General features: G+C 49.3%; 16 protein-coding genes. 5 read left to right on the top strand and 11 right to left on the bottom strand.

The features are described 5' to 3' along the window. Positions 1–31 precede the first annotated feature (31 nt). Positions 32–2,164 carry a S9 family peptidase gene (locus tag R3B84_14635; GenBank protein ID MEZ6141805.1) on the bottom strand — a complete coding sequence of 711 codons (2,133 nt, stop codon included), beginning with the start codon at positions 2,162–2,164 and terminating at the stop codon, positions 32–34. 250 nt (positions 2,165–2,414) lie between these two features. Here R3B84_14635 and R3B84_14630 point away from each other — a divergent pair, with 250 nt between their 5' ends. Together R3B84_14630 and R3B84_14625 are read left to right on the top strand one after the other, a co-directional pair. Continuing rightward, on the top strand, positions 2,415–5,039 hold the full coding sequence (locus R3B84_14630; protein ID MEZ6141804.1) for a PPC domain-containing protein: 2,625 nt from the start codon (positions 2,415–2,417) through the stop codon (positions 5,037–5,039). A 61-nt stretch (positions 5,040–5,100) separates the two neighbouring features. Beyond that, positions 5,101–6,513, top strand: a complete 1,413-nt coding sequence (locus R3B84_14625) for a c-type cytochrome domain-containing protein (protein MEZ6141803.1) — start codon at positions 5,101–5,103, stop codon at positions 6,511–6,513. 30 nt (positions 6,514–6,543) lie between these two features. Here the strand turns inward: R3B84_14625 and R3B84_14620 are convergent, their stop codons facing one another. Further along, entirely contained in the window at positions 6,544–8,067 is a 1,524-nt protein-coding gene (locus R3B84_14620; protein ID MEZ6141802.1) for a hypothetical protein, read from the bottom strand. A gap of 6 nt (positions 8,068–8,073) precedes the next feature. Further along, on the bottom strand, positions 8,074–9,099 hold the full coding sequence (locus tag R3B84_14615; GenBank protein MEZ6141801.1) for a ligase-associated DNA damage response exonuclease: 1,026 nt from the start codon (positions 9,097–9,099) through the stop codon (positions 8,074–8,076). A 161-nt stretch (positions 9,100–9,260) separates the two neighbouring features. Between R3B84_14615 and R3B84_14610 the strand changes: the two genes are divergently transcribed. Both R3B84_14610 and R3B84_14605 read left to right on the top strand, forming a co-directional pair. Then, on the top strand, positions 9,261–10,685 hold the full coding sequence (locus tag R3B84_14610) for a sulfatase (protein MEZ6141800.1): 1,425 nt from the start codon (positions 9,261–9,263) through the stop codon (positions 10,683–10,685). Between the two features lie 3 nt (positions 10,686–10,688). Next, positions 10,689–12,245, top strand: coding sequence for an acyl-CoA carboxylase subunit beta (locus R3B84_14605; GenBank protein ID MEZ6141799.1), 1,557 nt, complete (start codon positions 10,689–10,691; stop codon positions 12,243–12,245). Positions 12,246–12,518: 273 nt separating this feature from the next. Here the strand turns inward: R3B84_14605 and R3B84_14600 are convergent, their stop codons facing one another. The 3 genes from R3B84_14600 to R3B84_14590 form a co-directional block, all read right to left on the bottom strand. Continuing rightward, positions 12,519–15,617 carry a PAS domain S-box protein gene (locus tag R3B84_14600; GenBank protein ID MEZ6141798.1) on the bottom strand — a complete coding sequence of 1,033 codons (3,099 nt, stop codon included), beginning with the start codon at positions 15,615–15,617 and terminating at the stop codon, positions 12,519–12,521. Between the two features lie 234 nt (positions 15,618–15,851). Continuing rightward, positions 15,852–16,616: an ATP-binding cassette domain-containing protein gene (locus R3B84_14595; GenBank protein MEZ6141797.1), complete on the bottom strand. Its 765-nt coding sequence runs from the start codon at positions 16,614–16,616 to the stop codon at positions 15,852–15,854. Next, positions 16,613–18,013 (bottom strand): M20/M25/M40 family metallo-hydrolase, encoded by a 1,401-nt coding sequence (locus R3B84_14590; GenBank protein ID MEZ6141796.1) that lies wholly within the window; start codon positions 18,011–18,013, stop codon positions 16,613–16,615. The genes R3B84_14595 and R3B84_14590 overlap by 4 nt, the downstream gene beginning before the upstream one ends. Positions 18,014–18,560: 547 nt before the next feature. Here R3B84_14590 and R3B84_14585 point away from each other — a divergent pair. Beyond that, positions 18,561–20,057 carry a DnaA/Hda family protein gene (locus tag R3B84_14585; protein MEZ6141795.1) on the top strand — a complete coding sequence of 499 codons (1,497 nt, stop codon included), beginning with the start codon at positions 18,561–18,563 and terminating at the stop codon, positions 20,055–20,057. 10 nt (positions 20,058–20,067) lie between these two features. Here R3B84_14585 and R3B84_14580 read toward each other — a convergent pair whose 3' ends face one another. The 5 genes from R3B84_14580 to R3B84_14560 form a co-directional block, all read right to left on the bottom strand. Continuing rightward, positions 20,068–20,865, bottom strand: a complete 798-nt coding sequence (locus R3B84_14580) for a right-handed parallel beta-helix repeat-containing protein (GenBank protein ID MEZ6141794.1) — start codon at positions 20,863–20,865, stop codon at positions 20,068–20,070. Further along, positions 20,754–21,470 (bottom strand): hypothetical protein, encoded by a 717-nt coding sequence (locus R3B84_14575; protein MEZ6141793.1) that lies wholly within the window; start codon positions 21,468–21,470, stop codon positions 20,754–20,756. Before R3B84_14575 ends, R3B84_14580 begins: the two co-directional genes overlap by 112 nt. A gap of 101 nt (positions 21,471–21,571) precedes the next feature. Next, entirely contained in the window at positions 21,572–22,486 is a 915-nt protein-coding gene (locus R3B84_14570) for a hypothetical protein (protein MEZ6141792.1), read from the bottom strand. Beyond that, positions 22,483–24,951 (bottom strand): hypothetical protein, encoded by a 2,469-nt coding sequence (locus R3B84_14565; GenBank protein MEZ6141791.1) that lies wholly within the window; start codon positions 24,949–24,951, stop codon positions 22,483–22,485. The genes R3B84_14570 and R3B84_14565 overlap by 4 nt, the downstream gene beginning before the upstream one ends. A gap of 153 nt (positions 24,952–25,104) precedes the next feature. Continuing rightward, on the bottom strand, positions 25,105–26,310 hold the full coding sequence (locus R3B84_14560; protein MEZ6141790.1) for a polysaccharide pyruvyl transferase family protein: 1,206 nt from the start codon (positions 26,308–26,310) through the stop codon (positions 25,105–25,107). Positions 26,311–26,338 lie beyond the last annotated feature (28 nt).

Below are 26,338 nucleotides of genomic sequence, written 5' to 3'. Positions count from 1 at the left end.
AGCACAGAAAAACCTCTGAAAGAAGATAAGGCTATTTGGGACCAGCGGGAACGTATTTTTTCAGCCAGTCAAATACTTCTTTGTGCCAGTATTTGCTGTTTGCTGGTTTCAATACCCAGTGGCCTTCGTCCGGAAAATTGATGAATCGGCTGGGCACACCCTGACGCTGCATGGCACTGAACAGTTCGTGGCCCTGACCAATCGGGCAACGGAAATCCAGATCGTTATGAATAATCAGCATCGGTGTTTTAAATTCACCCAGTTTCGCCGCCTTTTTGTGGGGGCTGAACTCGGCATATTTGCCCGGTACTTCCCAGGGCAGGCCGCCATGTTCATACTCATCAAACCACAATTCATCAGTGGTGCCCCACATGCTTTCAAAATTCCACACGGAACAGTGGTTGATCAGGCATTGAAAACGGTTGGTATTTACTGCAAACCAGTTCTGCATGTAGCCACCAAAGCTGGCACCCGCAGAAGCGATCCGTTTGTTGTCTACATAAGGCAGCTTTTCGACGTAGTCTGCACCCGCCATCAGGTCGCGGTAACATTTGCCACCCCAATCGCCGCTAATTTCATCGGTAAATTTCTGACCAAATCCTGTGGAACCACGTGGGTTGGGCAGTGCAATCACATAGCCTTGTGCCGCCCACATTTCGGGGTTCCAGCGGAACGACCAGCCATCATCCCACGCACCCTGGGGCCCACCGTGAACCAGATAGACCACAGGCCATTTTTTGGCGGGGTCAAATCCAGGTGGTTTCAGCAGCCACATCTGCATTTTGCCACCTTCCACATCAATAGTAACCGATTCTGGCTTAGGAAGATTCAAATGTGTGAGAATTTCCTCATTCATTCTGGAAATGTTTTTGGCTGCCACTTTTGGTGCCTCATGATCAAGCTCCAGCGTGAAAATTTCGTTGGGGAAATGCATCGAAGAAACCACTGTGACCAGATTGGTCTGGTGGTCTCCTTGGGACAGTGCCAACGAGGTCACACGGCCTGGAATGGGCAATTGCTTGAGTCCGGTACCGTCCGCAGCAATCGAAAATGCGGGTGAAGACCCCTGATAATCGGCATTGAACAGAAAATTATTACCGTGCCAGATAAATTCCCCCACCGACAGGTCATGCTTGGCTGTGACATTGGTCAGTGGGCCAACAATTCCCTTTTCAGCCGACCAATCCGCAAAGACAATGTCCCACTTATCAGCTTCGTAACCCGCTTTTTTCTGTTGGCGGAAGGCAATTTTTTTGCCATCCGGAGAAAATTGGGGCCCACTGTCTGCCGCACGATTGGCTGTGGTCAGGCAATTCCATTTTGTGGAACGGTTATCCAGTGTTACTCGGCAGATTTCGTAATTCGTACTCCACGCAGCATTAACGGTGGGTACTGCGGTAAACACCAACGACTTACTGTCAGGTGCAAACGAATAATCCACTCCACTGCTGAAAGTGCTGCTGGTGGGCAGTGCATCGCGGTCACCCGGCGTGACATCGCGTGGAAAATCGGCCGCTTCCAGACCATTCGGGCCCACTTTCAGTGGTACCACAAACAGGTGGATCCGTTTGTCTTCCACATACTCATCCCAGTGGCGGTAAAACAATTTGGTGAAAACGCGGGCCTTCACCGGATTTTGCTCGACTTCAGTCAATTTATCATGATTTTTTTTGTTGCTTTCTTCAAATGGCAACTCACTGAATTCCGGATAAATGGTAGATGAAAAAGCGAGATATTTGCCATCAGGCGACCATTTGGGGTCGCTGACGCCTGTAGACACATTCGTTAGCTGGATTGCTTCCCCCCCACGGGTGACATCCAGCAGAAAAATCTGATTTCCCTGAAAACGATTGGAAACAAAGGCAATGGTTTTCCCATCCGGAGACCAACGGGGCTGTGAATCCCGTTTGCCACTGCTGGTCAACAGCCTTGGTGCTGCACTGCCATCGGTGGGCACCAGGTAGAGGTGCGTTGCCATCCGATTCTGTGCCACATCCAGCACCTGCGATGACTGAAAGACCACCCACTTGCCATCAGGAGACGGTTGAGGGTCTGATAGTCGATGAAAAGCCAACAGATCATCTACGGTCATCGGTTTCAAATTGGCACCTGATGCTGGGTTAAGAAAGATTGTGAGTACGAGAAACGTCATTAATCGTCGCAATGGGTGTCTCCTTGGCGAGTCATTAACGGCACATTTTAGCGATTTTTCCATGAATTGAAGATGAAATGTGCACCAATGAAAAATTCACGACCAATCCTGAATGCTACATAAAAACTTTTCCAGTACTTCCATGAGAAAGTTCGCTGTTTCTTGCTTGACCCACCAATCTGAACAAGTTACGATGGTAAAACCCGCCGAAACCTCCGCGACAACGCCGCCGCGGTATCCAGAATATTTGGAGAATTAGCACATGTGGTTGAGAAAATTGCTTGTTACCAGCGTGGCAGTGCTCATGTCAGCGCCACTGCTGCTGGCGCAAAACGTTCCGGGTTTGCCGTCTGCCCGTCTTGAAACCATTTTTCCTATGGGTGGCAAAGCGGGCAGTACCATCGAATCGGTAATCATTACTGGTCAGGATTTGGACGATGTGGATCGGCTGGTTTTTTCCCACCCAGGCATCAAAGCGGAAGCGATTCCGGAGCCGCCGCCCAAAGTTGATCCCAAAAAACCTGCACCAAAAGAAGCACCAGGGCCGAAACCACCAGCGAAGTTCAAAATTACGATTGATGCCAATGTGCCTCCTGGTTTTCATGAAGTTCGTGTTCACAGCAAGTTTGGCATGTCTGGGCCACGAATGTTTGTGGTAGGCAGTATGGCCGAACAGGAAGAGAAAGAACCAAACAATGATGTGCCTCAAGCACAGAAAGTCGACGTCAATAACACTATCAACGCACGGGTGGATAGTGCTACAGACGTGGATATCTATCAGATGACATTGAAGAAAGGGCAGGGTATTGTAGTTTCCTGCATCTGTGGCTCCATCGATAGCAAGCTGCACCCATTGTTGGAAGTGTATACTGCGAATGATCGCCGACTGGCCTCCGTTTCCAGTTTACGCGGAAATGACATCAGTGCGTCGTTTGTCGCACCTGTCGATGGTGATTACTTCATTCGGGTTGCTGAATTCGCTCACACGACTGGCAATGCAACCTATTTTTATCGCTTGAATATTACCACCGGGCCATGGATTGATGCCGTATTCCCACCAGTGGTTGAGCCGGGTAAAGCCAGCAAAGTCACCCTGATCGGTCGCAATCTTCCCGGCGGTACCCCCATCACCAATGCACGTAACAGTGAAGGTTTGCCACTACAACAATTGGATGTCACCATCAATGCACCTGCAGCGGGTGGCACCCTTACCTACCAGGGGCGCGTTGATCCTGCCCAGGCAGTGATGGATGGTTTTGGTTACCAGCTCCCCTCACCAGGTGGGCTTTCAAACGCAGTATTTGTTGGTTTTGCTCAATTTGGCACCACATTGGAAAAAGAACCGAACGATGACCACCCACAGGCACAACCTGTGGTAGCACCCACCGAGATTGTGGGCAGAATTGACCGCCGGAATGATCTGGACTGGTACCGACTTGACCTGAAAAAAGGCGATACTCTGTATCTGGATATGGCTGCAGCACGTCTCGGTGCCAGTCTCGATGGCTATTTTTCAGTGCGCAGTGTGAAAACCCCCGACAACGTGATGTTGGAACGGGATGATGATAACAACGTGATGGATCCCAAACAGTTCTATACGTTGACTTCCGACCCGGAAGCAGGCAGTTTTTCTGTGCCGGAAGATGGCAGCTATCTGGTTCAGGTGGGTAGTCGTGATGGCAACGCTGTTTATGGTCCACAGGCGACTTATCGCCTGCGGATCGCCCCACCCAAGCCCGATTTTCGAGTGGTAGTGATGGCCCCCAACAGCTACCAGCCGGATGTTACCCTGCTACGGGCAGGTGGCAAGAATTACTTGAACGTTTACGCCTTTCGGCTGGGTGGCTATACCGGACCAATTAAAATTAATGTGGAAGGCCTGCCTGGGGGTGTTACTTGTAAAGAACAATTTATCGGAGATAACCTGGACTATGCCGCCATCGTGCTGGAGGTTGCGGATAATGTCAAAGACTATGATGGTCAAATTCAGGTAAAAGCCTCTGCCGATATTGCTGGCAAACCTGTTACCCACGTGGCACGCTCGGCAAGTATTCTCTGGTCCAATCCACCGAACCAGAATGTCACCGCAGAAACCCGCATCGACCGTGGCACCTGGATATCGGTGCGAGGGAAAGCATACTACTCGATCGTAGCAATGCCAGAAAAGGCTTATATCACGAAACCGGGAGAATCGATTCCCATGCCACTGGCGCTGAAGCCAGGGGATAAAATTAACATCCCTTACCAGGTGAAGAGAATCGCTGCGGAATCGAAACAGCCGATCACACTAGCTCAATTGAGTAACAAAAACGCCAATCAGCTTTCTGTCCGCGTGAACAATGGTCAGAAAATGGCCCCACTTGCTGCTGATAAGGCTGATGGTGTCATCCAGATTACTGTGCAGGCAAATGCCACCCCGGGATTGTTCCCCATTCACCTGAGTGGGACGTTGCAAATGGACTATGAACGCGATGCCCCCAAGAAAAAGAAAATCAAAGTGCTGCTTGAAGAAGCGGTAACACCGTTTTCCGTACTGGTACTGCCCAAAGCGTTAGCGAAGGTGAGTGCTGCCCCGAAAGGAACATTAAAAGCGGGTGAATCAATTGATGTGGTGTTGAAAGTTGAGCGGTTGGAAGGCTACCAGGGACCATTTACAGTAAAGGTAACCGTGCCGAACAATCCAAAAGGGATCTCATTTAAAGACGTCGCGATTCCTGCCAACAGTTCAGAAATGAACCTGGTATTCACGGCTGCTGGTGATGTCAACAACATCAACCTGCAGAACATCACAGTCGAGGTGATCGGCAAATACGACAATAAATATGAAATTTCGCAGGATACGAAATTCAATCTGAACGTCACCAAAGCCCCACCACCGAAAAAGTGACTCTACCCTGCCCACGATGAGAATAACCTGTATCGATCAATTGAAGGATATTACGATTACCATGAAAAAATATTATTGCGTGCTGATGCTGCTGGTGCTGGCGACCCACGGCCTGTTTGCACAGAAGAAACTGGAGCCAATTCCAGATGTGAAACTGGATCGGAAAGAACCAGTTGTTTACGAAAAAGAAGTACTGCCAATCTTTGTCAACAAGTGCTTTGTTTGCCATTCTGGCAAAGAAATCAACGGAAAGCTGGATCTTTCCACCTATGACAAACTGATGAAAGGTGGTAAGAAAGGCCCTGCTGTCATCCCGGGAAAGTCGGCAGAAAGTTATCTGTTCCAGCTTTGCGCCAGGTTGAAAAAGCCAATTATGCCGCCGAGCGACGAAGTCCCGTTGACTCCGCAGGAACTGGCACTGATCAAATTATGGATCGATGAAGGTGCGAAACCGCCAACCAGCAGTGGGGAATATACCCGCCCTAAAGTGGTGCTGAACCTACCACCCGCACTGGTAAAACCTGTCCGGGCAGTCGGGCTTTCACCTGATGGCAAAACAGTGGCGATGGCTCGTGGGAATCAACTCCACCTGTTCAATACTGCTGATGGCAAGCTCATCAAAACTCTTTTAAGACCAGAACTGAAAACGGCTGCTGGCAAAATGGCGAACGCAGCTCACATTTCTTTGATTGAAAGCATGGCCTATTCTGCGGACGGCAGATACCTGGCGACAGGCAGCTTTCAGGAAGTGGCCATCTGGGACATGCAGAAAACCGAATTAAAGCAGGTCATTGATGGCTTCAATGATCGCGTGCTGGCATTGCATTTTTCGCCAGACAACAAGTATCTGGCCACTGGTGGTGGTCCACCCACGGAAGACGGGGAAATCCGAGTATTCGAAACCAGTGGATTCCAACAGGTCGCCAATATTAAAAACGGCCATAGCGACTCGGTTTATGGTGTTTGCTTCAGCCCCGACAGCACCAAACTGGCAACATGTGCCGCGGATAAGTTTGTCAAAGTGTGGGATGTTCCGGCTGGTAAATTGATTAAGTCGTTCGAGGGGCACACCCACCATGTCCTGGATGTTGGCTGGCGTGCAGACAACAAAGGCCTGGTTAGTTGCGGTGCAGACAACGTGGTGAAAGTGTGGGATTTTGAAAAGGGCGAACAAACCCGAACTATTAATGCCCACAAAAAGCAGGTAACCCGCCTGGTCTTTATTCCTAAAACCAACAAAGTGCTTACTGTCAGTGGCGATGAATCAGTCAAACAGTGGAACTCTGATAATGGTGGCAACGAACGCACCTTCGCTGGAGCAAGTGATTTTCTTTACTGCGTTGCCATCAGTGCCGATGGCAAAATGATCGCTTCGGGTGGTGAAGAGGGCATCGTTCGCGTTTATGACAGCAACGCGAAATTACTGCACTCCATTTATGCACCTGGCGATGAACCGAAACCAGAGAAAAAGTAAACTGGCACAAGAGCTTGGACGCTTTTCAATTCATGTATTCTGTCTGGGGATTCCAGATTGAAGGTAAAGTTCATCCAGCAGGCTGATTCCTGTAAGTTTTTCCTCAGCAATCACTTGCATAATGCGTGTTTCACGAACCCGAATACCCGCGGGTGAACGAGCACTGCTGACAATCTGTTTTGCCTCGATCTCGACGATGAATTTCGGAGGCACCGTGGCAATTCGCCCGGAACGTTCCAGCCTTTGTGTACGGATAAATTCTGTGAATTGCGTTTTCATTTCAGCTGAAAGTTCATGGGAATTCACCGAGGCAATCGATACGAACTCGGTACCATCCCGCACACCAAAAGTATAGCTTTGCCATTGTCCGGCAATTTTAACAGCGTACAGCAGAACCACGACAAGTCGGATTTCCGGTGGGGATAACCAAATCCATTTTTGTTCTGAACCTTTCGCTTCCAATGGGATGGCAAGTATCGACAACAGTCCTTGATCCAGAAAAAGTTGTCGTACAGTATCTTTGGGTAAAAGCCGCTGACAGAGATGAACTCGATCCATGTTTGGCATTATTTGCCCAGCCAGTTCGGCATTAAGTCGTTCCCATCGATCAGCAAATAGCAAATCGACAAGCGATTTTCCTGCCCACTCTGTTACATCATAGCCATGGAAATGTCCCGAATTGTTCTTAGTATTGCTCAGTTCCCCCCACAAGCGGGTACCCAGTGGGAGAAGTTTCCGTGCCTGTTCCACAATTTTCGGTTGTAGATGGTTGAGCAATGCACCTGATGATGACCACAACGCAACGGTGCTTTCTGCAATTGCTAACTGCACTGGCAATGCAGGTTGTACATTCAAAAAGGTGTAATATTCTGCTGGGAAATCCTCAGCTACAACATGTTTGTCTATATTAGGAAACTGCCCTAATGTGAAGTCGTCATCAAGTTGTGGCAACTGTTCAAGTAAATTGTGCAACCATTGTTCATGTGCCTGTTCTGTCACTTTCGCGACAATTGTTGCGAAGTTGGCAACACTGATTGGTTGATGCAGGCACCACTGAATCTGAGAAACAGAAAACGAACACTGATACTGAAGAATCGTTGCAAGTTCTTGCAGGGAAAGCACTTGACGGAAGCCACGATAAAGAAATTGCCACCACAGATAGCGATCATAGGGTGAAATCGTCGACCACCATGTATCAGTCGCACTGGGAGCAGAATGATTCGACCAATCGGTCATACTTGCGATTGCTTTGGCAAGGCGATATCCCACCAGCGTATCCTGTGGGTAAAGGTAAGCAAGATTTTCCAGCGGATCGCTGTTCTGTGCCCGACACTCGTCAATGACCCACACTGGCAGCTGACAGTGGGGCAAAAAGTAGTCTTCAAGCTGCTTGATCTTCTTCCGAAACGGCTTCGCTGCCGGGCTCAGCAGGTAAACTGCCCAGCAGGCATCTTCAACATCTGCCTTCCGAAAAAACTCGTGCACCAACTGTTGACGTAAGTTGGCAGATCTGGCCTGTGAAAGTTGCCAATGGAGATTGCAGAATGGGTGCATCTTCGTTTATGCACCCCCAGCGAAGGTGGGATCGTCTTCGGAAGCAGTACTTGCAGCAAATGACTCGTGGGTAAGGACTTGTGCATTTTTTCCTTTTTCCTGCCACCACCGTGCCAACAATGCAGATGCACCATGGGTCACCAGAATGTTTTCTGCTTGACTGGCAGTTATCACACTGTTCAATCCGGCCCAGTCTGCATGATCCGATAACACAAAAGCGGCATCAGTGGGAGTTCTCTGGCGAAAGGATTTCAACTGCATCCAACCGGAAACCGTTGCTGTGCGAACAGGGGCGATTGTGGACAATTGTTCGATGGCGTTACGCGAACCCGGTGGCAGGACAACAATCGAATTGGTGGGGATGATCGTATCCAGTTCCAAAGTGGTCATCGGTGGGAAAATTACTCCACAGGCACGATAGGCTTCGTTCATTTGGGCAATCGCTTTGTGCACATAAATGTTGCCAATTGTACGTTCGAGTGCCACAAGAATCCGCTGTGATTTCCCGAGAGAGTAGCCAAAAATAACCGAAATACAACCATGATCAACATTAAACTGCCACCAGCGATTCACTTGGTCGATCACCACGTGTGGTTCTTCCCACCGATAAAGTGGAGACCCGAAAGTTGATTCGGTCACCAGCGTATGACATCGCAACTGTTCGAAAGCTGCACATGTGAGATCGGACTGGATTTTGTAGTCGCCCGTGATCACCACGATTTCCCCACGATATTCGAGCCGCACCTGGGCAGATCCCAGAATATGGCCAGCGTGGTGAAGTGAAATAGTAACACCGTTACGCTGGATCGTTTTTCCCGCGGGCAGTGCAACCACATCGCACCGATTTCCCAGCCGTGTGCGAAAAACGGGAATGCCATCCTCCAGGATAAGATATCGTTCACAACCGGGGCGAGCATGATCAGAATGGGCGTGCGTCACCACTGCCCGTGGGACTGCACGGCATGGATCAATGTGGAAAGCCCCCACTGGGCAGTAGAGGCCGGCAGGTGTCAGGGTCAGCAACGTGGTCATATCAGTTATTTGATGTGCTTTAACGAGAAAAAATCAAGGAAATGCGTTCAACTACTTAATTAACATTGCCAGCGAATCACCTGCCAAATCCGTCTTTTGGTGGGCACAGCAAACAGACCAGCTAAAATAAGCTTTGCAAATATACCCGAGGGAGTCTCTCCATGCGTTATCACCTGGGCGTTGTTTTCAGTTTGCTGTTCTGTGGGATCGGTTTTTCCCAGGAAGGCAAACGACTGAATTTTATCTGGATCGGTGCGGAAGATATCAGCCCCACGTTGGGGTGCTATGGCGACAAATACGCTATCACACCCAATCTCGACAAGTTAGCCGGACGATCTGCGCGTTTCACTCACTGTTTTACACACGCACCCGTGTGTGCTCCGACAAGATCTGGAATGATCACCGGAATGTACCCCACCACGATGGGATCGCACCACATGCGATCGACGTTGCTGAAGCCGCCAACCACGTTCACAGCAGAACTGCGTAAAGCGGGGTACCGCGTGATGTGGCCGGGAAAAACAGACTTCAATTTCGCTGTTCCGGAAGATGCGTTTGATAGCACCAAACCGTGGTTGAATCAGGCACCGCCGAAAGAACCATTTTTCGCATACATCAACTTTACAATAAGTCACGAAAGCCAGATCCGTGCAGGTGCCGGGCAGCAACAGAAAAACAAAGTGCGGTTAAAACCAGCAGAGTTGCATGATCCAGCAAAAGCCCCACTGCCACCGTATTATCCCGATACGCCCGTGGTGCGGCGGGACGTTGCCAACTATTACGATAATGTGACCGCACTCGACTATCAGGTGGGAGATGTGCTTGCTTATTTGGATAAACACCGATTGTGGGAAAGCACAGTGGTGCTGTTCTTTGGTGACCACGGCTGGGGGATGCCACGTGGGAAACGCTGGTGTTACGATAGCGGGTCGCGGGCACCTTTGATGGTGAGTGCACCCGGTTGGACCAAGCCCGGTTCCGTGCGGGAAGACCTGGTGGGCTTCATTGATTTTGGCCCCACTATGCTGCACCTTGCAAATGTACAAATCCCAACGAATATGCAAGGGAAGCCATTTTTAGGTAAAACTGCGGTTGTGCAGAAATATGCTTTTACTGCGCGTGACCGAATGGACGAAACGTTCGATCGTATTCGCTCGGTGCGGGATCAGCGGTATCGTTATATTCGCAATTTTTACCCTCAGCTGCCCTACGCCCAGCATCTGTTATACATGGACGAAATGCCAACGATGAAAGAGTGGCGAAGACTGGCTGCCGAAGGGAAGTTGAATGATGTTCAGAAACTGTTCTTTGCACCCACCAAGCCTAAAGAAGAGTTTTATGATACTCAGGCAGATCCCCATGAAGTGGTCAACCTGATTGATTCTCCTGCCCACCAGGAAAAGATCCAGGAATTTCGCAAGGCTCTAGATCAGTGGATTAAAGATACCAACGATCTTGGCGAAGTTCCTGAAACAGAATTGATTCGACGTGGGCTTGTGAAAGATCGAATTAGTAAAGAATATGCTGACCGTATTAAGCAACATCCGCCCGGCTCGAAGGCTTCTACCCTGGCACCGAAAGAGTAAATCATGCGTGAACTTCGTGATATCGAAGCAAAAATCCGTGAAGGTGGTGGTGCGACTGCAATTGAACGCCAGCACCAGAAAAATCGACTGACCGCACGCGAACGGATTGCCCACCTGGTTCAGGATGATTTTGAAGAACTGGGCTTGTGGGCCGCGTGGGACATGTACCAGGATTGGGGCGGGGCACCTTCGGCTGGGGTAATCACCGGCATTGGAAAGTTGGCAGATCGGAGTGTGATGATTATTGCCAACGATGCCACCGTGAAAGCTGGGGCGTTCTTCCCAATGACATGCAAGAAGGTGCTGCGGGCTCAACGAATTGCGATGGAAAACCAACTTCCCCTGATCTATCTGGTGGACAGTGCTGGTGTCTTTTTGCCACTGCAGGAAGATGTATTTCCAGATGAAGATGACTTCGGCAGAATCTTTCGCAATAATGCCGTCATCTCCGCCAAAGGCATCCCACAGATAGCCGCAATCATGGGCAATTGCGTTGCTGGTGGGGGCTATCTGCCCGTGCTCTGCGACCAACTTTTGATGACGGAAGGCAGTGGACTGTATCTGGCAGGTCCAGCGCTCGTCAAAGCTGCAATCGGCCAACAGGTGTCCCACGAAGAACTGGGCGGAGCTACCATGCACGCTTCGATCAGTGGTACCATTGATTATCACGAACCGGATGATGCTGCCTGCCTGGAACGATTACGGCGACTGGTCAGCAATTTACCTGCAGATCCCACGTTGCCTTATGTACCACATGAACTCCCACGTGGGACGAACTGGAAAAAATTCACTGAGCAGAAAGAATATGATTGCCGAGAATTAATTGCTGCCATTGCCGACCAGGGAAGCGTATTCGATGAATACAAACAGGAATACGGTCAATCATTGGTGTGCGGTACCACCCACGTGGGCGGTATTGCGGTGGGTATTGTAGCCAACCAGCGTCAGCATACGAAGCCTGCCCACGGTGCAATGCAATATGGCGGAGTGATTTATGCAGAAAGTGCCGATAAGGCCGCACGCTTTATCCTGGTGTGCAACCAGCAACGCTTGCCCATTATTTTTCTGCAAAACGTCAACGGCTTTATGGTGGGCAAGGAAGCAGAGCAGTCCGGAATCATTCGCTCGGGTGCCAAACTGGTGAACGCTATCAGCAATTCTGTGGTTCCCAAAATCACGCTGATTACTGGTGGCTCGTTTGGTGCAGGCAACTACGCGATGTGCGGGAAGGCGTTTGATCCGAGGTTTATTGCTGCCTGGCCTGACGCACGTTACGCAGTTATGGGAGCAGACCAGGCAGTTGCCACACTCCTGGATATTCAGATAGCTGCGTTAAAGCGGGCAGGTAAAGAACCTGAAGGCACCGAACTGGCAGACCTTGCAGAGAAAGTGCGGGAATCATACCAGCAGAAAACCGACATTTGCTATGCCGCAGCCCGCTTGTGGGTGGATGCGATTATCGCACCCGAAGATACCCGAACCAGGCTGATTCGTTATTTGCAGATTGCGTGCAGAAACCCAGGCAGCGCACCACTGCAAACGGGCGTACTGCAGGTGTAAGGGGCATCAAATTTACCGAGTTGTCAAAGATCACTTTTAAAGCATGGAATTATTTCCACGCTTATATAATATATCCACGAGCTTCTCAATTCTGACAACTTTTTTCTCGCCAGGACGAATTTTCGAAAAAAATATTTGCCGCAACTGCTTATCTGGTAATAATTTGTGTCGATCAAAAGTATTTTGTGAATTTTTAAAAAATTGTTATCAGCACTATGCCAACGAATTTGGAAATAGTGCCCAATACCGAACTTGGGTAGAACTTGATTTGTATTATGAATTGTGATTTTGTTGAGATGGGTCGAGTTGCAACCGGATAATTTCCAGCAGTTGGGTGGGGCTGAATGGCTTTTGCAGATAAGCTACTGAACGGTGCTTAATGTTCTGTTTCAGTGTTTCGTCTTCCATATAGCCTGAAATGAAGATCACTTGTAGATCGGGATTGGTCAGCCAGAGGCGTTCTGCCAGTTCGTAACCGGTCATACCAGGCATAATCACATCGGTGATCATCAGATCGAACGGCTGGTCCATGTTCGAAATCAGTTCGTAGGCATCCGCAGCATTACTGGCACTGATCACATGATAACCTTTCCGGTCCATTACCCGCGACAAGGATTTCCGAATCGTCTGATCATCCTCCACAAGCAGGATCGTTTCATTCCCCAGGTGGGACAAATCTCTACCTTGTGGCAGCGGTGAAAGTGGTTCCTGACGATGGGCTCTTGGGAAAAACATCCGGAAGGTAGTACCAACATTGAGTTTACTGTTTACAGTAATGTAACCACCCGACTGCTGAATAATGCCAAATACAGTAGAAAGCCCCAGTCCAGTTCCTTTCCCACGTGGTTTAGTCGTAAAAAACGGTTCAAAAATATGTTCCAGGGTATCCTGGGACATTCCAGTTCCGGTGTCGGTAATCGATAATTCGATATATTCCCCAGGCGGAACATCCGACAGCAACAGACTCAATCCATCATCAACCAGCGTGTTCTGTGCCTGGATCGTCACTTCGCCACCTTGAGGCATGGCATCTCGGGCGTTGACCATCAGGTTCATCAGCACCTGCTGGAATTGATAGTAGTCGGCCTTGCAGACCCACAGATCGTGCGGCACGAATGTCTGAATGCTGATCGCTTCGCCAAGCAGGGTTTGTAAGAAACGACGCAGCGTTTTAATTACTTCGGGGATATGCAGAATTACTGGTTGCAGCACCTGGCGGGCACTGAAAGCAAGCAATTGCTGGGTTATTGCCGTGCCAAGTTCGCAACGGGCTACGATTTCCATCGCATCATTACGCATTTCAGATTCTGCGGGCAATCGTTCATGGATTTCGTTTGCGTTACATATTGCAACGGTAAGAACGTTGTTGATTTCGTGGGCTACTCCTGCTGCCAGATGGCCGATAGCTTCAAGTTTCTGTGCTTGCAACGCGCGTTCACGTAATTCCAGATTCGCATTTTCTGCTGACTTCTGGCTGGTGATGTCCAGAATCATCCCCAAGATCGCCTGGACTTCGCCGTTGCGATCCGTAATTGGGCACAATCGTGTGAGCCACCAGCCGGAATGATGGTGAAACTCGCGAAATTCCTCGTATGAAAATGGGGATTTGTTTTCTATGCACTGCTCTAGTTGTAACTGCAACTGCCACACATAATCTTCGCTCAGGTACTGTGGCGCCAGATGTTCCAATCCCTGATGACAAACTTCATCAATTCTTCCTTGAAACAGCTTTTCCATAAAGCTGTTCATGCTGGTAAACCCAAGTGCAATTCCCTGGCAAACCTGAATTGAGAAAATACCAAAATCAACTCCAGCATAGACTGTTTTCAGCAATTGTGCTTGTTGTTTCGCTGCCAGTTCCGATTTCTTTTCACGACTGATATCGACGAAAGAACAGACCATGTATTGCAACGCGTTGGCAGCATCAAAAATCAAATCAACACTTACGGTCAACCAGCGCCGTTCATTGGTATTCGGGACGTCGATCTGGTAGACTTCCGCCTTTATCGTCGACAAAGACATTCTTGCTCGGTAAACGGGATATTGCTCATTGGGAATCAAATTCCCATCAAGATCCCGCAATAGCCATTCCCGCTGAAACAATCCTTTCTGCACAACATCACGTTGGGAAATGCCCAGTATATCCATCCCACGCTGATTGAGATCCAGCATGCGGAAATTGGGATCAATCAGCATAATCCCTGCATCGACGCTATGGATTAATTGCCACAATCTCTCTTCATTGGTTCTGAGAATATTTTCATATTTCTTTTGGTCCGTGATATCCTGCGTGGTTCCGCGCAGCCGCACAACTTTACCAAATGGATCAGAAATGATATCGACTCGGCACTGAAAATAAGCTTCTTTCAGATCCGGGTAGATGACGCGGTGGTCCAGTACAAATGGTACTCCCTGCTTGACAGCAATATTAAATGATTCAACAAATGTATGCCGCTCTTCCGGTGGGATTAACCCTACCCAGTCTGCCACTTTGATCCCAGCATGCTGATCGGTGATTCGAAGCAGTTCACAAAAGACATCAGAACAGAGAAATTTTTCGCTGCTGACCTCGTATTCCCAGGAGCCGATTCGTGCCAGTTTCTGGGCAGAAAGCAGCATGTTCTGGTGCTGCTCCAATGCCTGCTCACGTAGTATTTTTTCTGTAATATCTCGAGCAATTGCAAGAAATGTGTTCGACTGGCCCGCCGCATCCAACTGAAATTGCCCTGATTCTCCTACCCAATAAAACTCACCAGTACTGGTGACAATCTGGTAATTTACTTCATAATTTTCCTGTTTTGTCGCTGCGCTGCGAACAATCTGCTCTCGGCGGGATCGATCTGAAGGGACAATTTGTCTTGTCAAATCATCCTGGTGCGCAAAACTGGTTTGCGGTGGGCGGTGCAGCAGTTGAGGAAGACCCACCTCCCAATTGATTGCAAACGTATCGCATCGGAATTCCCAACAGGCAACCCCACTCTTCAAAAGTGCTACGTTCAAACGTTGAAATCGGTTTACCTGATGATGAAAAACTTTATTTCGGGCTGTGATCTCTTTTGAGATGCCTATCAGCCCAAAAAGATTCCCTGATTGATCGAAAAATTGTTCTACAGTGGCTTCGATCCAGATTCTGCTGCCATCTTTGCGAAAATCGTGGTATTCCCCCGAAAACCGCCCGCCATCGGCCACCTGCTGGATAATTGCCTGCAAATCACCTTGCAATTCCACAGGGTACCGCGACCAAAGCAGCTGGTCCACCATTTCATCTGCGTGGTAGCCAAACGTCTCAGTGGCTTGCGGATTCCAATAGCGGATGATCCCCTGCAGGTCAGTAATGATGACCGAATCATGGTGGTTTTCCAGTAGCCGCACAGCATCCGCCGATACGTGCTCGTGGAATTTTGTTTTCTGTGTAGAGTGAGACACGGCGTTCAAGCGAGAAAGCCTATTGCGAGCGAATTTTCGTTATTAAAAAGTAGCATATGTTGTGATTTTCATAATTCTGTAACACTGACAAGAATTTTTTGTGTTTGTGGGCAGGAAATGACCACAAGTTGGGCAGAATTCGGGTAGTTACTAGCAGAAAATTTTGTCAAACCATAAATTTCAGCTGATGCGCGAATTTGGCTCCACCAGGTGAAAAAATATCTCTTCAATGTCTGTTTTTCCGTAGGTGGCTTTCAACTCGGCCAATGTGCCAGAAGCCAGAATCTTGCCCTGGTGGATAATAATGACCCGAGTACAGAGTTTTTCCACTTCCCGGAAGTTGTGGGTGGAATAAAGAATACACTTTCCCTGCTCTCGAAGTGCCAACACCTGATCAAGAACGATCCGTTGCACCAGCACATCCAGACCAATGGTGGGTTCATCAAAAATGAGAACTGGGGGTTCGTGGACCAGAGCACGTGCAATGGAAACTTTCTGCTTCTGACCGGTGCTGAGTGTACCGCCTTTCTTTTGTGCAATATCTGCCATTTGAAAAGCATCGAAAAGACTATCCACACGCTCCCGAAGTTCATTTCCGGTCAAACCGTGCAACTTTCCATAGTACTCAACCATTTCACGTGCGGTGAGTCGTTCGTAAATGCCCGTATTCGCAGAAAGAAAGCCAATCTGTCGACGCACATCGTCTGGATTTTGAAGAATGTCGTAGCCAGCCACGGTCGCGAAGCCAGCGGTAGGTTTTAAGAGCGTGCACAGGATGCGTAGCGTAGTGGTCTTACCGGCACCATTCGCACCCAGCAAACCCACTACTTCACCCGCAAACGCATCAAAAGAAAGGTCATCAACGGCAGCAAATGGCATTCCATCAGGGCCCGGAAACGTCTTGCACAGCCCTTCAATGCTTACCAACGGTGGGTGGGCGGTCATTTTACCTTTCCATCTGGAACATTGCTTAAGTGGTGAAACAGATGCACCAGCGAAACCATCAGTTTCTTCCAGTCGCCCTCATGGAGACTTTCGTTCGGTGCATGGGCATTACTGGCTGGGTCTTCAATACCCAGTAACAAAGCTGGTGCCCCTCCAAACAGTTCTGCCAGCGGGCCAACAAAGCCAATCGTACCCCCACAGCCGATTGCCACCGGGTCACGATCAAATCCTTGTCTGAGTGATGCCATGGCGGCCTCGAATGCCGGCCCGTTGGGATCAGTCATCCACCAACTGACTGCAGCCCCATGTTCTTTGACACGCACCTGCGCCCCCCACGGTGGGTTGTCAGTCAGGACTTTGGTCAGATCTTCGACCACCTTTTTCGGGTCCATATCGGGCACAATCCTGCAACTGACCAAGGCCTGCACTTTCGGCAGTACTTGATTCGAGGCCTGTTTGATCGAACTAGCTTCCTGTGCGATGATTGTGATCGCAGGTCGACGCCAGGTTTGCTCGTAGGGTGTTAAACCTGTTTCCATCGCCAACTGCACATCGCCAACGACTCCGCAGTCCTGTCGCCATTTTTGCAGATCACCTGGAATTTTTTCGTAGGAAGCCCGTTCTTTTTCTGATACTGGGCGAACATTGTCGTAAAAACCTGGGATCGGATAGGGGGTATTCTGGGCGAATAGTCGCGATAACACGACATTCATTGCGATTGCAGCATCGGCGATTGAGCCACCCCCCATGCCACTGTGGACCGGTATTGAGCCAGTTTGCACTTCGACATGCAGTGTAACCACGCCACGAAGAGAATAGGTGATGCAGGGCAGGCCAATTTCAACATTTTCGGTGTCGCATACTACGATCACATCCGAAAACAGCTTTTCGCGGTGGCGTTCAAAAAACTCAATCAGGTTTTTGGAACCAATCTCTTCCTCACCCTCCACCAGCATTTTGATGTTGACCGGCAAGCTGCCTTCGGTCTTCAGGTAGGCAGCAATCGCTGCGAGCTGGGCAACGATAGCACCTTTATCATCGGCAGAACCACGACCATAAAGACGCTCTCCACGGCGGGTAAGTTGAAAAGGTGCCGATTCCCACTGATCGGGGTAGTTAATCGGCTGGACATCGTGGTGGGCATACAGGAACACTGTCGGTTTGCCGGGTGCGTCCATCCATTCGCCGTAAGCATAGGGCAACGACCCACCCACTTTGAGGATTTCCACATTTTGTAAACCAGCTTCCCGCATTTGCTGGCAGGTAATCTGTGCCGTGCGTTCAATCTCTGGTCCATGGTCGCCATCGGTGCTGATGCTAGAAACGGCAACCAGATCGGCCAAATTTCTCACAATATTCTCATGATTTTTCTCAAGCCATTGCACTGGTGCAATCATGATATCTCCGAAGTGGGTGCCAAACAGAACTATCGTTATGGTATGCACCGCACCATGGTTGGGCAAACGCGGTGTTCCCACAGACAGCAGGTGGTTCGTGCGTAAGAACTTACATCAATTCTTGTGCCAATTAGTGCGAATTAACCATAAAATAACCAAAATTTCATTTTAACGAAATTAGTGAACGGATTTTCATTTTAACGCTCAAAAGAGCATCATTTTTTGAACTTGTGTACACATTTCTGGGCCACTTTTTCCCTAAATCCCGTCATATCCAGTAATTAGAACCAGCCTGCAAGGTTTCATATCGCAGATTTTCGAAGAAATTACTTCCATTGGTTGTGCGGATTATCTTCAAAATTTCTTGATTCGATCATATTTCTAAAGATTCTTTTTGCTGCATCTTCCCGTCTAGGTTCCAGAATATATCCTGCCTACCCAAGGTAATTCCGAGCCGTCGACATATCGGTCTCCCAACCGATCCGACAAGTAAGTCCTCTCTTGAGCCGGTGCAATTGATCTGCACTGCCAAATCGGGAGAGATTCCGTGCCGTCGCAACTTGAGACCGAACACGAGGTTGGTCCGCGTGGTCGTGAAAATGGTGATTTGAATGCAACCATGGCGGAAGCACTCCGCCGCCGCATTGGAAAGCGATATGACCTATGGTTTTTGGATAATGCCAAGTTTTCATTCCAGGATGGTATCATTACAGTTGGTGCCCGGAATAACTATTACTCGGACTGGATACAGAAGACCTTCACAGTAGACATTGTGGAATCGGCAGAAGAGATTCTCGGAATGCCGGTTCAATGTCGATTTGGTGTCGACCCGCAACTGTTTCAGCAAGCTCGTCAGGACGAGCAGGCTCATGCCACAGCTGGCAAACGTAAAACTGCGAAGGCAAAAGCTGTTGCAACTCAGCCATTAACTGAGCCAGGACATGCTGCAAGCTCGAAACTTCGTTCTGGTAAGACGACGAAACCACCTCGAAAAACGGTGGGGAGTCGACGCTGGAAAACGTTGAACGATTTTGTCGCGGGCGATTGTAACCGTTTGGCTTTGGCTGCGGCACAGAGTGTGGTGGATGATCCTGCCCAGGATGCCAACCCACTGGTGATTTACGGCCCTACAGGCACTGGGAAATCCCACCTGCTGGATGGGGTGTATGTTGGATTGAAACGAAAGTTTAACGATGGTCAGATCATGTGCCTGGCGGCAGAGGATTTTGTCAATCGCTTCGTTTCATCCATGCACAAGAGCAAACAAAGCCAGTTTCGGCGACAGTTTCGCAATTGTGCTGCACTGTTGGTGGATGATCTGAACTTCCTTGTGGGGAAAGAGAAGACCCAGGTAGAGTTTCTGCACACGTTTGATAACCTTCTTTCTGATGGTTGTCAGATTGTTGTGACGATGGATTGTCACCCACGGTTTTGTGAAGACCTGATGCCCGAGCTGCTGGATCGTCTGACTGGGGGCACCATTGTTGGTGTGCTTCCACCCGACGAAAAAACGCGTCTGCAGGTGATGCGGTCGAAAATGGCAACCGCCGGGATCAGCATTCCGGAAAAGGTGCTGAAGTACCTGGCATCCCGTCTGCGGGGTAATATTCGCGAGATTGAAGGTGCCATCAATACTTTGAAGCACTATGCACGCGTCTCGGGCAAAACGATCAACCTGGAGCTGGCGAAAGATGCGTTGGGTGATCTGTTAAAGCAATCAGCGAAAACAATCACTCTGGAGCAGATTGAAGTCGCCATTTGCAGTGTGGTGAATATTGGCCTGAGTAGTTTACGTTCCCGCAGTAAGGCATGGTCGGTCAGTCATGCCCGGATGTTGACGATTTACCTGTCGCGTAAGCATACTCCTGCGACGTTTCAGGAAATCAGCAGGCACTATGGCAACAAGACCCACAGTGGGGCAGTTGCGGCCGAGAAAAAAGTACGTGGCTGGCTCGACAAGAATGAACGGATCCGCTGTGGTGACCGTGAATGGCGGATTAAAGACCTGATCCAGCGCATTGAACGAGAACTGGGACTCATCTAATCAAAAATCCTCAATCTCTTTTCATCAGAGACACCTTCCAACCATCGACCAGGTATTCCCCAGCCACACCGCAACGAAAAGGGGTAGCGGTACCGGGTCCTACAGGACGATTCAATTTTTTATTTTCATACTTCCCACTGTCAGCGACATTGCTCAGTCGGTTATTTTCAATCTTTGCCAGATAACTTGCTTCATTCCGCAGTAAAGGACGACTCTCCCCGATGCATTCAATAATGTTGTCAGAAATTTCGATCGTAGAAAAATCGGATTCTTTATTGAAGCCAAACAGACCTTCCTTGCGTGGAGTTGCAGTCGTTTGGGTGCGAATATGGTTGTTTCGAACAGCCAGATAGTTATAAACTTCGTTAATCCAGATGACACCACGCCCTGGGTTATTCACAAGATTGTGGTGAAAAGTTGCTGGGCCTTTTGCAGCAGCTTGCCCAAATCCTGAAATCAGATTGCCGTGGTCTTTCTTTAGGTCGAAGTCAAAAAGGTTGTGGTCAATTTCAACACCATTTCGCACAAACTCAATCGAATAGCTGTCGCGAAACCAGTTATGGTGGATATGAAATGTTTTTCCACTTTTCGGTACTGCACCACCAGCATACTTTGGTATCGAAATCGTACCGTGCAAAACATTGTGATCAATTTCGTTATCTTCATCGTTCTTGAACGGGAACTCCATTGAAAAATTCACTTCAATCGTATTGTGATGCATGCGACAACGTTTCGCTTGTCGCACCTTGATGCCGTAGTACTCGTACCCTTTTTCCTCTTTTGTCCGTAGAAATCGATTGTTGAAAATTTCCGTATCAGACATCCAGATAGCAAAAATGCCCCTCCTGTAATACCACCTTTTGTGGATGGCTGGCCTTTCGACCATTTCCCACCGGCATTGACAAAAATACAATCGTGGATTTTTGCCTGCGACATTCCAAATGTGCGAATACCTGACCATAAAGTGTTTTCAATTTTGACATGATGAAGATGCAGTCCTTTTGGCTGCCAGGCAAAGAGGGCTCCATGCACCTGGGGCCCCTGTAATGTCAGGTGACTGATCTGAACTTTTTCCCCTTTGTCCGCGATTTGTAACAGGTATGCGGTGCGATCCAGACCCTGTAATTTCATTTCAGGATCTGGCAAACTTGTGGTGGCTGGCTGCCAATCTGGGTGGGGCAGCAAGATCGTCTGATCAATCCCAGCGCCTTTCAACTGCACACCGCTGGGGATGCTGATTGAACCAGGGATGACAAACTTTCCTGCCCCCAACTCCAGTAGTTCGCCTGCCTTGGCAGATTGTAATCGCTTCTGTAACGTAGGAACATCGTCGATCAGTTCTGCACCAACGAGAGGAAGACACGGAAGGAAACTCAACAGCAACGTTATTGAAGTTTTTGAAATCAGATGCATCCTGTCCTCAGGATCATGAATATATTCTCATTCATTATCCTAGACAATAGAAAGCGATTTGTGCTTTGAAGATCGGTTGATTGCTGAAGAAAGTGCTGACACTATTGATGTGGAAAACCGGCGACAGTTTCCAGAAACTGGCCCATGCGGATCCCATAAATCTCGTTCAACGCACTAATTGCTTCTTCGGAAGGTTCCCCACCGAACAATTGTTGCCTTTCATTCATGACACGCTGACTGATCAGTGCTTCATACGTCTTCAAACTTGGAGGCAGTGCAACTAAGCGATTTCCCTCATACAAATTTCCAAACAGTTCTGGGGGAAATGCCTTTTTAGCTGCCGGGCAGTTCCACACTGCTGCCATGTGCCGCAATAACTGTGCGTCCAATGTGCTGAATGCTGGAATCGAACACTGTTCCAATTTCGTCAGACGCACCCCAGCAGATACCTCTTTGTGGGCTGATTCCAACCATTCCAGATATGCCAACTGGGGACGTGGGCCGCCACGAGATTCCACTTCCCAATCCGGTGGGGATGCCAGCACCTTGAAAGTGGGGGCAATTTTCGCCAGGGCATTCCGCACTTCAAGTACCCGCGTACGATTCCAGGTGCCGCCCACATGCAGTTGAATCAGGCGTTTGTCTTCAGCACTGACAAAATGGAAAGGATCTTCCGTTTGATTGGGCAATGACATCGTGAACGCAGTCACGTGATCGATAGCAAACAACTTCTCACGAGAGGGAAACTTTCCAGTGGCATCCAGCACTAACTTTGCGTCACTTACCGACCACGGAAAGCTGGATGATTCCACAATTTCCTGCATTTCAGTAAGAAATTGCTGTTCATCCGTTTTCAGGCTGCCCACCAGTTCTAAAAATGCATCCTTCTGGGCTGCGGCGGCCTGAGTTTCGGATTGATCTATGGGATCGTTATTGGAAACCCAGTAGAGGGTGACAGCAGCACCAGTTAAAGAGAGGAAAGCGACGACGATTGCAGAGATTGCCAGCTTATTCACGGCCCGACCTTGGGTAAAGCAACCGGCACAGCCAGCGTGGTTTTATCCCAGGGTGGCAATACCGGTTTATCCAGTTTACCAATGATATCGACCATTACCTTGGTGCCGGTTGCGGGTTCCTGGGCAACCACGGTTTGTTTCGATTGTCCAGGTTCGGAATAAAACACTTCACGCTTGGAATCGGTAAATTCGGCAAACCCTTCCACCGCAGTTGTGGGGCGAATAATCGAGATACGATAACCAGTCATATCCCCCTTGTCTGAATCCCAGGGGATGGTTTCGGTCCAGGTTTTCCCACGTTCGGGTACTGCGGTGCGTGCCAATAGTTTCTTTGGGGTGCCATCCAGATTTTTGCCCAGTTCCATCTGAATCTGGGTTTCGCGGGCGGGCAGATTTCCCCATTGAATTGTCACTGCAGTCTGGGTGGGACGGCCATTTTTCTCCCACAGCAGGTATTCCACTACTTTCAATGCCTGGTCGTGCATCTTCACCCGACGTGGCAACGACAGATACTTTGCCAAAGCCACCTGAAGTGCCTGATCATTCGCAACTGGTGCATTGACCTGCTTGACTAATTGTTCGTAGTGGTAGCGATCTTCTTCCGTCTCGATCACAGGCAAAAACTTGGAACGCAGGCGAAGCTGCTCCCCTGGTGGTAATAATTTCTGTACATCCGGGGAATCAGCGAAGGCATCGAGATGATCGTACGCGCGGCTGAATTGGTGCGTGGCATTATCCAGATCAATCCGCTTTTTCAGTGCTGCTTCGATCCCATCGGCATACGTTTTCTTGAAAATACTTAAATCAAGTGGGACCATATCTTTCCATGCGGGCAGGAATTTTGCTGACTGATTCAGTAAATATGCCGCACCTGTGATATCTTCAGTTCGCATTAATTGAGAATATTGCTGCTGAAAAAAGGCCCACTGATCTTCTTTGCTGGTATCCTTAGCTGGCACTTTGACAATTTTTTCGACAGGTACTTCGACTCGTTTTTCGACAATTTTTTCTACGGGCACCTGTACGATTTTTTCGACAGGTACTTCGACTCGTTTCTCGACAATTTTCTCTACGGGCACCTGTACGATTTTTTCAACGATTTTTTCGACAGGCACTTCAATCCGCTTAACAACTTCACGCGATGGGCGGTACGATGTAATCGTGACCTTCTGATTCCACGTTGTATCAATCACCCACAGATACATGCCGATTGCGGTAGCCAGCATTACCACCAGGTACCACGGAAACAGGCGAGTGCGATACACCACCTTTGGTGGGGTGGGCGTTTCATCTGCACGATTGGTAATACCGATGACACCGGGGACTTTCTGCTCCGGCACCGGATCAAGCAGCGAGCGACTACGATCGATTGACTCACTGACCCGTTCTGCATGTTGTTTAACAGGCTCTGTGGGTAAGCGATCTTCATACTGAATAGGTTCTTTCTTGGGCTTGTCCGTCCCACGATAGATGGGTACTGGGGCCTTTGCAACTGGTTCGGGTTTGGCTGCTGGCTCCGGAGCTTTCTTTGGCGTGGGCGCGGGCTTGACAGGTTCTTCCACGGGTTTCTTTTCAACTGCCTTGGGTGACTGCTCCAGTGGCTTTACCTTCAAAGGCTCCACGGTCATCGGAGTTACAACCAGTGGTTTTACCTCCACTCGGCGAAGTATCGCCAGGTCCGCCACTGTTTCGGGTGGCTGATCTGCGATGGGTTCTTCTTGTTCTTCCTCTTCAGTTTCCAGTTCTGCAACAATTTCCTCTTTCGGTGGTTCCACATGCATATGCAGTATGGGTGTTGTTTCGTGTGGCCGAGTGCGTTCTTCCACAATAGTTTCCACGATTTTTTCGCGGGTGATAATCGTCTTCGTGGAAGTGGTTTCTTCAGCAGTAATGCGTTCAAGCACTGGTGGGATGATCGGTTCAGAAACGAGTTCTTTTTCCGGCATGGCCACAATCATTGGGGCAGGTTCTGCCACTTTTTCCTGCAGCAACGGACTGGAATTGAGCGTTCGCTGACTGTTCTGTAATAAATTTGCCCAATACCCCCCACGTGGGAGATCATCCCAGGCCGATTCGTGAAATTCTTCCAATTCTCCGATTTCCACAACAAACTGGTGGCGGGCAATATCCCAATCCACCGCGGCCATCGCATCACCTAACACTTCCAGACGTTCGTGCAGTTGCTCCAGCAATTCATCACGCTGAGCGTCATCCAGTTTCTCCACTTCCAGCCCAGCCAGCACCAGTGTCTCGGTGCCGCTTTCGCCATCTTCCAATTCAATGGTATGACGGACCGCCAGGAAATCGTCACCTTCAATTTCTTCTACATCATCTTCCACATCGCGTGCCCGACCAATGTAATGGGCTGCAGTGGCACTATCCACCTTGCGATTGGGTGGGGCCAGAAAACGTGGACCGTGCCCCAATGTTTGAGGTGATTCAGCAATCAGTACGGGTGCGCGCATCGAGTTTCCCCACGAGTGGCTGGAAAATTTTCCCCACAATAACGAAATGGATAAGTTAAGCAAGGTCAACTGGATGAACTGTTAAAGAAAGATTGTCCAGTTTGCCTAATGTGTCAGAATCTGATCAGTAAGGTGCGAAGCAAGATGCCTGGCTCAGCCAATCGCAGCCACCATTTTGCCCATTTTCTCCAAAGTGAATTGGTGAGCTTTTTTTGTTACTTCGCGTGCCTTGGGCAAATCACTCCCTAGTTCCAGCAAACGATCAGCAATCTGGGTACCCGTGGCATCATCAATTTCAAAAATCCAGCGATCCAGTCCGATATCACGCCACATCTGCCCTTTCCTGGTATCAGTGGGCTGCCGCAGCAGCATCGCCGGTGTACCATTCGCAACGGCAATAATGGGTGAGTGCTGTTCGAAACTGATCATCGCAGCCGCACGTGCGTAAACGCTGGCAGCCTCAGCAGTCAACCAGTAACGATCCATGACTACCACGTGCTGCTTAATTTTTTCTGGCAACGGATCAAACAGTAATGGCTTTAACCGAGTGACCGCATAGGTCATCTCAGGAACCAGAAACACTTTTTGTTCAAACTTGGTTACCCAGGCAATTATGGCTTCCCGCATCTTGGCGTGGTCGCGTTCGGCAAAAGCCTCGTTCACCGCACTGCGTTCTGGGTTGGGCTTCACCCGTTCCGGACGAATCTCCCAATAAGGTGTCCAGCGCAGGCGGGGAATGGCACAGAGAAACTTTCCCGCTTCCAATTGATACTTTTTGAGCAATTTATCCGCAGCACTCTCATCATGGATATCCAGGGCGAAGGTGGCATCCGGCCCGAATGCCATTGTGGGGCCTTTGATGCCTGTGGCCTGCAGTGCCTTCAGAGAATCGCTATCCCGAGTGTAAACAAATTTGGCATTCGCCAGCAGTTCGCGGTGCGTTTTCAATTCTGCATCGGAAAGTGTTACACCTGCAAAACCGTAAGGCTTGCCCGCGGTGCGTGCCAGTTCAGTATCTTTCGCTCCCACCAGTCCTGGGCCAGAACCGTGCAGAAAAAAGTCGCACGCCTGGAGTGCGGCTTGTTTTTCCGCAGTAGTTTTGACGATGGTTAGCTTGGGAAAACGTTTCAGCAACAATCGCTCTACATCTTCACTCAGACCACTGGGCCAGAGAGTTACCACATCCTGCTGGCGGTGTTCTTCCAGTAAGGTCAGCATCCCAGGTGTGTGGGCAATGTCGCCAATATTTTCCGTTTGCCATGATGAGCGCAGAATAATTCGTTTTGGTTCTGCGGTATTGCTAATCCCAAACGCTGCGAGCATGCCTGCAGAAGCAGCTAGAAATTCTCTTCGGTGCATCAGTTCTGTTCCTTATTCAATTGAAAGA

It is taken from the genome of Zavarzinella sp. (assembly GCA_041399155.1).
Classification (GTDB): domain Bacteria; phylum Planctomycetota; class Planctomycetia; order Gemmatales; family Gemmataceae; genus JAWKTI01.
This window is presented reverse-complemented; position numbering and strand designations above follow the sequence as displayed.